At 44.1% G+C, this 12,153-nt stretch carries 8 protein-coding genes and 4 pseudogenes; all 12 read left to right on the top strand.

From position 1 onward, the window contains the following. Position 1: 1 nt before the first annotated feature. The 12 genes and pseudogenes from JCM10512_RS02295 to JCM10512_RS02240 all read left to right on the top strand — a co-directional run bounded on the left by JCM10512_RS02295 (position 2) and on the right by JCM10512_RS02240 (position 12,151). Positions 2-943, top strand: a complete 942-nt coding sequence (locus JCM10512_RS02295; RefSeq protein ID WP_044160088.1) for a phosphoribosylaminoimidazolesuccinocarboxamide synthase — start codon at positions 2-4, stop codon at positions 941-943. 22 nt (positions 944-965) lie between these two features. After that, a pseudogene (gene ubiE, locus JCM10512_RS02290) lies at positions 966-1,701 on the top strand (bifunctional demethylmenaquinone methyltransferase/2-methoxy-6-polyprenyl-1,4-benzoquinol methylase UbiE). Between the two features lie 25 nt (positions 1,702-1,726). After that, positions 1,727-2,470 (top strand): shikimate dehydrogenase family protein, encoded by a 744-nt coding sequence (locus JCM10512_RS02285; protein WP_044160001.1) that lies wholly within the window; start codon positions 1,727-1,729, stop codon positions 2,468-2,470. 51 nt (positions 2,471-2,521) lie between these two features. Continuing rightward, positions 2,522-3,472, top strand: coding sequence for an alpha/beta hydrolase (locus tag JCM10512_RS02280; RefSeq protein WP_044160276.1), 951 nt, complete (start codon positions 2,522-2,524; stop codon positions 3,470-3,472). Between the two features lie 3 nt (positions 3,473-3,475). Then, the gene (locus JCM10512_RS02275; RefSeq protein ID WP_044159999.1) at positions 3,476-4,393 is read left to right on the top strand and encodes a TPM domain-containing protein; all 918 of its coding nucleotides are present in this window, start codon (positions 3,476-3,478) and stop codon (positions 4,391-4,393) included. A 38-nt stretch (positions 4,394-4,431) separates the two neighbouring features. After that, positions 4,432-5,020, top strand: a pseudogene (locus tag JCM10512_RS02270) (LemA family protein). A 151-nt stretch (positions 5,021-5,171) separates the two neighbouring features. After that, positions 5,172-6,338 (top strand): AIR synthase-related protein, encoded by a 1,167-nt coding sequence (locus JCM10512_RS02265; protein ID WP_044159997.1) that lies wholly within the window; start codon positions 5,172-5,174, stop codon positions 6,336-6,338. Positions 6,339-6,438: 100 nt separating this feature from the next. Beyond that, positions 6,439-7,551, top strand: a complete 1,113-nt coding sequence (prfA, locus tag JCM10512_RS02260) for a peptide chain release factor 1 (RefSeq protein WP_044159994.1) — start codon at positions 6,439-6,441, stop codon at positions 7,549-7,551. A gap of 29 nt (positions 7,552-7,580) precedes the next feature. After that, a complete protein-coding gene (gene pyrF, locus JCM10512_RS02255; RefSeq protein WP_044159992.1) occupies positions 7,581-8,405 on the top strand; it encodes an orotidine-5'-phosphate decarboxylase in 825 nt (274 codons plus the stop codon). An 8-nt stretch (positions 8,406-8,413) separates the two neighbouring features. Then, the gene (locus tag JCM10512_RS02250; protein WP_044159990.1) at positions 8,414-9,643 is read left to right on the top strand and encodes an HD domain-containing protein; all 1,230 of its coding nucleotides are present in this window, start codon (positions 8,414-8,416) and stop codon (positions 9,641-9,643) included. A gap of 81 nt (positions 9,644-9,724) precedes the next feature. After that, positions 9,725-10,763 (top strand): annotated as a pseudogene (lpxD, locus tag JCM10512_RS02245) (UDP-3-O-(3-hydroxymyristoyl)glucosamine N-acyltransferase). A gap of 3 nt (positions 10,764-10,766) precedes the next feature. After that, a pseudogene (locus JCM10512_RS02240) lies at positions 10,767-12,151 on the top strand (bifunctional UDP-3-O-[3-hydroxymyristoyl] N-acetylglucosamine deacetylase/3-hydroxyacyl-ACP dehydratase). Positions 12,152-12,153 lie beyond the last annotated feature (2 nt).

Below are 12,153 nucleotides of genomic sequence, written 5' to 3'. Positions count from 1 at the left end.
GATGAAAGCATTAACAAAAACAGATTTCAATTTTCCGGGACAGAAGAGCGTGTACCACGGAAAAGTACGCGATGTATACAACATCAATGGCGAGAAACTTGTCATGGTAGCAACCGACCGTATATCGGCCTTTGATGTAGTGCTGCCCGAAGGTATTCCTTACAAAGGACAAATGCTGAATCAGATCGCTGCTAAATTCTTGGACGCTACGACTGACATCTGCCCAAACTGGAAACTAGCTACTCCCGACCCGATGGTTACGGTAGGCGTACTATGCGAAGGATTCCCGGTAGAAATGATTGTACGTGGCTATCTATGCGGCAGTGCTTGGCGTACGTATAAGAGTGGAGTACGTGAAATTTGCGGCGTAAAGCTACCGGAAGGTATGCGCGAGAACCAAAAGTTCCCGGAACCAATCGTAACTCCGACAACTAAGGCTGAAATGGGGCTGCATGATGAAGATATCTCCAAAGAGGAAATCCTCGCGCAAGGCTTGGCTACCCCGGAAGAATATGAAACTCTCGAGAAATATACACTGGCTCTTTTTAAACGTGGAACTGAGATGGCAGCCGAACGTGGGTTGATCTTGGTAGACACTAAATATGAGTTCGGTAAACACAACGGTACAATCTATCTGATGGACGAGATTCATACGCCGGACTCCAGCCGTTACTTCTATTCGGAAGGCTATCAGGATCGTTTTGAAAAGGGCGAAGCTCAGAAACAACTTTCCAAAGAATTCGTTCGCGAATGGTTGATGGAGAATGGTTTCCAAGGCAAAGAAGGCCAAAAAGTACCTGAAATGACTCCGGAAATCGTAAAGAGCATCAGCGACCGGTATATCGAATTGTTCGAAAACATCTCCGGTGAGAAATTTGTGAAAGAAGATACTGCTAACATTACCGCTCGTATTGAGAGCAATGTAAAAGCGTTTCTTTCATAACTAATAACGGCTTAGTAATAAAATGAATTACCCACAAGAAAACATCAAGCCCTATAACGAGAAGGGCAAGAAAAGCGAACAGGTAGAGCAAATGTTCGATAACATCGCTCCTGCTTACGACAAATTGAATCATACCCTTTCGTGGGGAATTGACCGTTTTTGGCGTAAGAAAGCTATCGCTTGGCTTCGCCCGTTCCAACCACGCCGTATGATGGACGTGGCTACGGGTACAGGTGACTTCGCATCTTAGCTTGTCGCAAGCTCAACCCAGAGTCGCTCATCGGTACCGACATCTCGGAAGGATGATGAATGTGGGACGTGAAAAAGTAAAGAAGGAAGGACTCTCGGACAAAATAACATTTGCCCGGGAGGACTGTACTTCACTCTCTTTTGCCGACAACTCGTTCGATGCCGTTACCGTGGCTTTCGGTATACGGAACTTCGATAACCTCGACAAAGGGCTTACCGAGATGCATCGTGTACTGACACCCGGTGGTAATCTTGTAATTTTGGAATTAACAACACCCGACCGTTTTCCGATGAGGCAACTGTTCGCTGTTTATTCCAAAGCAGTTATTCCGTTGCTCGGCAAGATACTCTCTAAAGATAATAGCGCCTATCACTATCTACCTGAAACAATTAAAGCATTTCCTCAGGGAGAAATAATGAAAGAAGTTATAGCTAAAGCCGGCTTCAGCAAGGTGAGCTTCCGTAGGCTAACATTTGGAATTTGCACTCTTTACACTGCAACGAAATAAGACACACTACATTTATTCATCGCTTATGAAAAAGTATGGTTTAATTGGCTATCCACTCAAACATTCATTCTCCATCGGATACTTCAACGAAAAGTTCAGTTCGGAAGGTATTGATGCAGAATATGTTAACTTCGAGATCCCTAAAATCAGCGATTTCTTAGAGGTTATTGAACAGAATCCGGATCTCTGCGGATTGAACGTTACAATCCCTTACAAGGAACAGGTTATTCCTTTTTTAGATGAGTTAGATCCCGATACGGCGAAGATCGGAGCCGTCAACGTTATCAAAATTATACGCCAGAAAGCGAAAGTGAAGCTTGTCGGTTATAATTCAGACATTATAGGTTTTACACAATCCATTCAACCTCTCTTACAGCCTCATCACCGGAAAGCCTTGATTTTAGGAACAGGCGGTGCATCCAAGGCTGTTTATCACGGGCTCAAGAAGTTAGATATCGAAGGGGTATTCGTATCACGCACACATAAAGCGGACGATATGTTGACCTATGAAGACCTGACACCGGAAATCATGCAAGAATATACGGTCATTGTCAACTGCACACCGGTAGGTATGTACCCCAAGGTGGACTTCTGTCCCGATATTCCTTACCAGGAATTAACGCCAAACCATTTACTCTACGATTTGTTATATAATCCAAACGTTACTCTTTTCATGAAGAAGGGAGAAGAGCAAGGTGCCGTTACAAAAAACGGTTTGGAAATGCTGCTTCTACAGGCATTTGCCGGGTGGGAGATTTGGAACAAATAGAACTTCTTTTCGATAATTATCTTTCGAGAGGAGATTAAAAAAATGGAAGTTATGAGGAAAAAAGTAGTTTATAGCATAATCATTACGATGTTGGTTCTTACCGGCTGCACCATCGGGGGAAGTTTCTATATGCTTAACTTCTCGTTAACCCCAACCGATAAAATTGATTCGAAAGAAAGTAGTTCCTATAGATATCTATATGAGAACTATCCATTCTTGCATCCATGGGCAGATAGTCTACAGCAAGCAAACGCGCTAAAAGATACTTCGATTCTAAATCCGGAAGGAATCCGACTACACGCATACTATATAGCCGCTCCGGAACCAACGAGCAAAACAGCCGTTATAGTACACGGATATACGGATAACGCCATTCGTATGCTCATGATTGGATACTTGTACAACCATGATTTAGGTTACAACATCCTCCTACCCGACTTGCAACATCACGGAAAGAGTGAAGGAGAAGCTATTCAAATGGGCTGGAAAGATCGCTTCGATGTCTTGCAATGGATGAATCTGGCCAACCAAGTATTTGGTGACAGTACGCAAATGGTCGTGCACGGGATTTCAATGGGAGGAGCTACCACCATGATGGTTGCTGGCGAGCAACAAAAACCGTTCGTTAAATGCTTTGTAGAAGATTGCGGCTACACGAGTGTATGGGATGAGTTTTCACATGAACTCAAATCCAGCTTCCACCTCCCACGTTTTCCGCTGATGTATACGGCCAGCTGGCTCTGTGAGAAAAAATACGGCTGGAACTTCAAAGAAGCCTCTTCTTTAAACCAGGTAGCGAAATGTGCCTTACCCATGCTTTTCATTCACGGGGACAAAGATACCTATGTACCGACTTGGATGGTATACCCGCTTTATGAAGCCAAACCTGAGCCCAAAGAACTTTGGATTGTATCGGGAGCAAGCCATGCCGTATCTTACAAAGAGAATAAAGAAGAGTACACTGAAAAAGTCCGTAACTTTGTCGGACGTTACATTCAATAGAATATGAGATCAACTTTCACTTGTTTTTTTATTTGCCTATTATCTGTTGCCCTTCATGCGCAGAACAAAATATATACGGTAGACAACCTACCCAAGGTACATTTGCAGAATAAAATGCAATATGTAAGCAACCCGGAAGGTGTTCTATCGCAAACAGCCTGCAACCGTATCGACTCCATGTTGTATGCGTTGGAGCAACAAACGGGAATCGAAACCGTAGTCGCTGTTGTACCTTCGATCGGAGAAGCGGAATGCTTCGACTTTTCTCACCAATTGCTCAATAAATGGGGAGTCGGTAAAAAAGGAAAAGACAATGGACTGGTAGTCCTTTTGGTTACCGATCAGCGCTGTATTCAATTCTACACCGGCTATGGACTCGAGGGAGTTCTTCCTGACGCTATATGCAAACGGATTCAAACCAAGTACATGATCCCCTACCTCAAGGACGGCAATTGGGATGCAGGAATGGTAGCCGGCATTCAGGCAGCCAGCCAGATTCTGGACGGATCGATGGAAAATGACCTGCAAACCAGCGAAGATGATTCCGATTGGCGCATGGCCATATTGCTGGTTCTCGGAATTTCAGGTGTAGGCTTCCTTGTTGCCTTTTTTGTAGCCAGGGCTCAAAGCCGCTGTCCCAAATGTGGCAAGCATACTTTGCAACGCAAGAGTAGCCGGACTGTCTCGAGAATAAGTGGCGTAAAAACTGAAGAAATCACCTACATATGCCGCAATTGCGGTCATACATTAACGCGACGCCGTCAGTCCTCTGACGATAATTACCACAACAGAGGTGGTGGCGGAGGCCCCTTCATCGGAGGCTTTGGCGGTGGTAGTTTTGGCGGCGGTGGTGGCGGCTTTAGTGGCGGAAGTTTCGGAGGTGGTTCCGGAGGTGGCGGTGGAGCCGGCTCCAGGTTTTAAACAAATAATATCTATTCTATTTTATAAAAACAGAACGTATGAAAAAGTCATTGATTATCATCGCAGCAATTGCTGCAGCAGCAGTTCTTCTTATAGGTTGGTCTGTGGGCGCATACAATAGCCTGGTTACTATGGACGAGAATGTAAGTACAATGGGCGAATGTAGAGACTCAATATCAACGTCGTGCCGACCTGATTCCGAATCTGGTAAACACAGTCAAAGGATACGCGTCGCATGAAAAAGAGACACTCGAAGGAGTGGTTGCTGCCCGTAGCCAGGCAACTCAGATCAAAGTAGACCCGAGCGACCTGACTCCTGAGAAGTTAGCGGCATACCAAAAAGCTCAGGGAGCGGTAACTTCCGCCTTAGGTAAATTATTGGCTATCACGGAAAGCTATCCGGATTTGAAAGCCAATCAGAACTTTTTGGAGCTGCAAGCTCAATTGGAAGGTACCGAAAACCGGATCACGGTAGCGCGTAAAAACTTCAACGATGCTGCTCAATCCTACAATACCGCAATCCGTCGCTTCCCAAAAAGTATCTTTGCAGGGATGTTCGGATTCGATAAGCGAGCCTATTTCGCAGCGGAAGAAGGAGCCGCTCAAGCACCGAAAGTAGAGTTCTAGAAATAGACACTGAAACATAGTTTGCCGTTGCCTAAAACTGGTGTATTCTGACACGCAAGTTTTTTTAGGCAACGGCATTTTATATAAATTGTTGGCTGCAAGAAAAAAAAGCCGTATTTTTGCAGTCGTATACAAAATAATTCTATAACTCATGAGTAATCAACGATACATGATGCGGGGTGTAAGCGCATCAAAAGAGGACGTACACAACGCGATCAAAAACATCGACAAAGGAATCTTTCCGCAAGCGTTCTGTAAAATTATTCCCGACATCCTGGGAGGTGATCCGGAATATTGTAACATTATGCACGCTGACGGAGCCGGAACCAAATCTTCCCTGGCTTATATGTACTGGAAAGAAACAGGAGACTTGTCGGTATGGAAAGGAATCGCGCAAGATGCCCTGATTATGAATATCGACGATTTACTCTGCGTAGGTGCCGTAGACAATATCCTTGTTTCCTCGACAATCGGACGCAACAAACTTCTTATCCCGGGCGAAGTGATCTCTGCCATTATCAACGGAACAGACGAGTTGCTTGCCGAACTTCGTGAAATGGGCGTAGGAGTATATGCTACCGGCGGCGAAACGGCTGATGTAGGCGATTTGGTTCGCACCATCATAGTTGACTCTACAGTAACTTGTCGCATGAAGCGTTCGGACGTAATCGACAACGCAAATATCCAACCGGGCGACGTGATTGTCGGCTTGGCCTCTTTCGGACAATCCACTTACGAAAAAGAATACAACGGAGGTATGGGAAGCAATGGTTTAACGAGTGCCCGTCACGATGTATTTGCGAAATATCTGGCTGAGAAATATCCCGAGAGCTATGACGCAGCCGTTCCCGAAGAGCTAGTATATTCCGGAAACCTCAAGCTGTCAGATAGCGTAGAGAACTCCCCGCTGGATGCAGGTAAACTTGTACTCTCTCCTACCCGTACTTATGCACCATTCGTTAAAAAGCTACTTGACGCTCTTCGTCCGGAAATTCACGGTATGGTTCATTGCTCCGGTGGGGCTCAGACCAAAGTGCTTCATTTTGTCGAAAACGTTCATGTAGTAAAAGATAATTTGTTCCCGGTTCCTCCTTTGTTCAAAACAATTCAGGAGCAAAGCGGTACTGAATGGGCAGAAATGTACAAGGTGTTCAATATGGGACATCGCTTGGAGGTTTACCTATCACCGGAACATGCAGAAGAAGTTATTGCAATTTCCGAATCATTCGGCATCCCTGCTCAAATTGTAGGCCGTGTGGAAGCAAGTGATACCAAAAAGTTAACTATTAAAAGTGAGTTCGGAGAATTCAACTATTAATAAGCCATAAAGAAGCTGTCTGCCCCAACAGGGTCTGACAGCTTTTTCCTAAAATAACTAGAGAGAACCAATCCCTGAAAAAATAAATAAAAGCAAATTAATGGCTGATAACAACAATATATTGGATAAACTAGATGGGCTGGTAGCTCGTTTCGAGGAAGTGTCTACACTCATCACCGACCCGTCTGTCATAGCCGATCAGAAGCGCTACGTAAAACTAACTAAAGAGTATAAAGAATTGGGCGATCTGATGAAAGCCCGAAAAGAATACATCCAACTGTTAGGTAACATTGAAGAGGCTAAAAGCATTCTATCCAATGAGTCAGATCCTGAGATGCGTGAAATGGCGAAGGAAGAGATGGAAATCAGTCAAAACCGCCTTCCAAAGTTGGAAGAGGAAATCAAACTGATGCTTGTTCCTACCGATCCTCAAGATAGCAAAAATGCGATCCTTGAGATTCGAGGAGGAGCAGGTGGCGATGAAGCAGCGATCTTTGCAGGCGACTTATTCCGCATGTATGCCAAATTCTGCGAATCCAAAGGTTGGAAGATGGAAGTATCGAGTGTCAACGAGGGATCGTCCGGTGGATACAAAGAAGTTATTTGCAGCATCTCCGGTGACAATGTGTACGGAACGATGAAATACGAATCGGGAGTTCACCGCGTTCAGCGTGTGCCGGCAACCGAAACGCAAGGACGTGTACATACTTCGGCAGCATCTGTAGCCGTACTTCCGGAAGCAGAAGAATTCGACGTTGTTATTAACGAAGGCGAAATTAAGTGGGACACGTTCCGCTCAGGTGGTGCCGGCGGTCAGAATGTGAATAAGGTAGAATCTGGAGTACGTTTGCGTTACATCTGGAAAAATCCAATCACAGGCGTGGCAGAAGAGATTTTGATTGAATGTACGGAAACGCGCGATCAGCCAAAGAATAAAGAAAGAGCTCTTTCTCGGCTGCGTACTTTCATCTACGACAAGGAACACCAGAAGTATGTTGACGACATAGCTTCTAAGCGTAAGACTATGGTGTCGACCGGCGACCGTTCTGCAAAGATACGCACCTACAACTATCCTCAGGGACGAATTACAGATCACCGCATTAACTATACGATTTACAATCTATCTGCATTTATGGATGGAGAAATCCAAGAATGTATCGACCGCCTGATTGTAGCAGAAAACGCGGAACGTCTCAAAGAAAACGAACTTTAAAATAGATTATTAATCATTCCCGAAATACAATGAATAAAGAACAATTATTCGAAAACATTAAGCGCAAGAAGTCTTTTCTCTGCGTGGGTTTGGATACAGACATACAGAAAATACCCGAACACTTATTGAATGAAGAAGATCCCATCTTCGCATTCAACAAAGCTATAATCGACGCTACTGCCGATCTATGCATCGCCTATAAGCCGAATCTTGCCTTCTACGAAAGTATGGGCGTAAAGGGTTGGGTATCTTTCGAGAAAACCGTAAAGTATATAAAGGAGAATTATCCCGACCAGTTTATCATCGCTGATGCGAAACGGGGGGATATCGGAAATACTTCCGCAATGTATGCCCGGACTTTCTTTCAAGAACTGGATATTGATTCGGTAACCGTAGCACCCTATATGGGTGAAGACAGCGTAACGCCGTTTCTCACTTATGAAGGCAAATGGGTCATCCTATTGGCATTAACTTCTAACAAAGGTTCGCACGACTTTCAACTTATGAAAGATGAAGCCGGCGAGCAGTTGTTCGAAAAAGTGCTGCGCAAATCGCAAGAATGGGGCGATGACCAACAAATGATGTATGTAGTAGGTGCTACACAAGGCAAAGCCTTCGAAGGTATCCGCCAAATTGTACCGAATCATTTTCTACTGGTGCCCGGTGTCGGTGCGCAAGGTGGATCACTCGAAGAAGTATGCAAATATGGAATGAACAGCACTTGTGGACTCATAGTGAACTCTTCGCGCGGAATTATTTACGTAGATAAGACTGAAAAGTTTGCTGAAGCTGCCCGCAATGCGGCAAAGGAAGTGCAGGCACAAATGGCTGAACAGCTAAAAGTTATTCTTTAAGAGATAGAATGTCTTACGAAAGAAAAATAATCAACGATCCGGTATTTGGATTTATCAATATCCCGAAAGGTCTGTTGTACGATATCGTACGGCACCCCCTTCTACAGCGTCTCACTCGCATCAAGCAAGTGGGATTATCATCTGTCGTGTATCCGGGAGCACAGCATACACGCTTCCAGCACTCACTCGGAGCATTTCACTTGATGAGTGAAGCCATTATGCAATTGGCTTCCAAGGGAAACTTCATTTTCGACAGTGAATCGGAAGCTGTACAAGCGGCTATTCTATTGCATGATATCGGTCACGGACCGTTTTCACATGTGCTCGAAGATACCATTGTGAAAGGTGTATCGCATGAGGAGATCTCTTTGATGTTGATGGAGCAGATGAATAAGGATATGAACGGTCAGCTCAGTCTGGCTATTCAAATCTTCAAAGATGAATACCCGAAACGGTTTCTACATCAATTGGTCAGTGGGCAGTTGGATATGGATCGGCTTGATTATCTCCGACGGGACAGCTTTTATACCGGGGTAACCGAAGGTAACATCGGTTCAGCTCGCATCATCAAGATGTTGGATGTAGCCGACGATCACTTGGTTGTGGAATCGAAAGGCATTTATTCGATTGAGAATTTCCTGACCGCTCGCCGGCTGATGTACTGGCAAGTATATCTGCATAAGACCTCGGTTGCCTACGAGCGTATGCTTATCAGTACTTTATTACGTGCCAAAGAACTAGCACCAAAAGGTATAGAGCTATTTGCCTCACCAGCATTGCACTTTTTCCTATACAATGATATTGACCACACGGCATTCTACCAAAACCCGGATTGCCTGAAGTACTTTATCCAGTTGGACGATAACGACATCTGGACGGCACTGAAGGTTTGGAGCACGCACTCGGATAAAGTGCTGTCTACATTAAGCCTGGGGATGATCAACCGTGATGTATTTAAAGTGGAAATTTCTTCCGAACCGATCAGTGAAGACAGAAAGAAAGAATTAACTTTGCAAATAAGCCAACAATTGGACATTTCTCTTTCCGAAGCGAGCTATTTCGTCTCTACCCCCAGCATCGAAAAGAATATGTACGATCCGGCAGATGACAGTATAGATATTATCTACAAAGACGGCACTATCAAAAATATTGCTGAGGCATCGGATATGCTGAATATCTCGTTATTATCCAAAAAGGTAAAGAAATACTATATCTGCTACCAGCGCTTGCATAGGTAAGTATAAAATATTCATCCAAGAACACGGATAATTGGAAAAAAAAACCGTTATTTGTGGACTAATTAAATTTGAAATAAAGACATGGAGTTCTCGGCTAAGCAAATTGCAGCATTCATCCAAGGGGAGATCATAGGAGACGAAAACGCAACGGTACACACATTCGCTAAAATTGAAGAGGGAATACCCGGAGCTATTTCATTCCTGTCGAACCCTAAATATACACCTTATATCTACGATACAAAATCAAGCATCGTACTGGTGAACAAAGATTTCGTAGCGGAACAAGAAATCAAAGCAACTTTAATCAAGGTAGACAATGCCTACGAGAGTTTGGCAAAATTGCTCAACCTGCATGAGATGAGTAAACCTAAAAAACAAGGAATCGACTCTTTAGCATTTGTTGCCCCCTCGGCAAAAGTAGGCGACAATGTGTATATCGGTGCTTTTGCTATGTAGGTGAGAATGCGTCATCGGAGATAATACTCAAATTTACCCACATACATACATCGGAGATAACGCAAAGGTAGGAAGTAACTGTCTGCTTTACTCCAATGTAAATATTTATCACGACTGTCGCATTGGCAACGAGTGTATTCTGCACTCCGGTTCAGTAATCGGAGCAGATGGCTTTGGCTTCGCTCCTACGCCAAACGGTTATGACAAGATCCCTCAAATTGGAATCGTTATTTTAGAAGATAAAGTAGAGGTAGGTGCCAATACTTGCATCGACCGTGCTACTATGGGAGCTACGGTGATACACGATGGCGTGAAAATAGACAATTTGGTACAAATTGCGCATAACGACGAAATCGGTTCACACACCGTGATGGCTGCCCAGGTTGGAATTGCCGGGTCTACCAAAACAGGAAAATGGTGTATGTTCGGTGGCCAGGTCGGTATCGCAGGACATCTTAAAATTGGAGATAAAGTGAGTTTAGGAGCACAATCGGGCGTACCTCGGAATATAAAATCAGGCAGCGAATTGATTGGAACTCCACCTATGGATCTGAAGACTTATTTCAAAGCATCCGTAGTAAGTAGAAGTTTGCCGGATATGTATATCGATCTGAATAATCTGCGCAAAGAAGTAGAAGAATTAAAACAATTATTAAATAAGTAACCAATGCTGAAACAAAAAACGCTGAAAGATAGCTTTTCACTAAGCGGAAAGGGCCTTCACACTGGGATCGACTTGACTGTTACCTTTAATCCGGCTCCGGACAATCATGGATACAAAATCCAACGAATTGACGTAGAAGGACAACCAATTATCGATGCGGTAGCAGACAATGTAACGGAAACAACCCGCGGTACCGTTCTGACTAGGAATGGAGTTAAAGTAAGCACAGTAGAGCATGGAATGGCAGCCCTTTATGCCTTAGGAATTGACAACTGTCTCATTCAAGTGAATGGACCTGAGTTTCCAATTCTGGACGGTAGCGCGCAATATTACGTGCAAGAAATAGAACGTGTTGGAGTTGTAGAGCAAAGTGCAGTTAAAGATTTCTATATAATCAAATCGAAAATTGAATTCCGCGACGAAACAACGGGTTCTTCCATCATTGTATTACCCGACGAGAACTTTAGCCTGAATGTGTTGGTTTCTTATGACTCAACCATTATTCCCAACCAGTTTGCCACTCTCGAGAATATGGAAGATTTCAAAGAGGAAATAGCCGCAAGCCGTACATTCGTTTTTGTCCGCGAAATAGAGCCGTTGCTCTCTGCCGGACTCATCAAGGGAGGAGATCTGGATAATGCGATCGTAATCTACGAACGTCAGATGTCTCAGGAAAAATATGATAAATTGGCTGACGTAATGGGAGTACCTCATATGGACGCTGAGCAACTGGGCTATATCAATCATAAACCGTTGGTATGGGCGAATGAATGTGCCCGTCACAAACTACTGGACGTTATTGGCGATCTTGCACTTATTGGCAAGCCGATCAAGGGACGCATCATGCTACCCGCCCGGGACATACAATTAACAATAAGTTTGCTCGTCAGATGCGTAAAGAGATTCGCATGCATGATATTCAAGCTCCTTCTTACGATCCGAGCAGCGAACCGATCATGGACGTAAACCGCATTCGCGAACTTTTGCCGCACCGGTATCCATTCCAGCTAGTAGACAAAATTGTAGAGATTGGAGCGAACTTTATCGTAGGTGTAAAGAACATTACATCGAATGAGCCTTTCTTTCAAGGACATTTCCCACAAGAACCGGTTATGCCGGGTGTACTCCAGATAGAAGCAATGGCTCAAGTAGGCGGTTTGCTGGTTCTAAACTCAATCGACGAACCCGAACGTTATTCTACTTATTTCATGAAAATTGATGGTGTGAAGTTTCGTCAGAAGGTTGTTCCGGGTGATACGTTACTTTTCCGTGTGGAACTGTTAGCTCCCATACGCCGGGGAATTTCTACAATGAAAGGATATGTATTCGTAGGCGAACGAGTTGTTTGCGAAGCTGAATTTATGGCACAAATAATAAAAAACAAATAAAA

This window comes from Bacteroides reticulotermitis JCM 10512 (genome assembly GCF_000517545.1).
In the GTDB taxonomy this organism is placed as follows: Bacteria; Bacteroidota; Bacteroidia; order Bacteroidales; family Bacteroidaceae; genus Bacteroides; species Bacteroides reticulotermitis.
The sequence above is the reverse complement of the archived record's forward strand: the minus strand, read 5'-3'. Positions and strand labels throughout refer to the sequence as shown.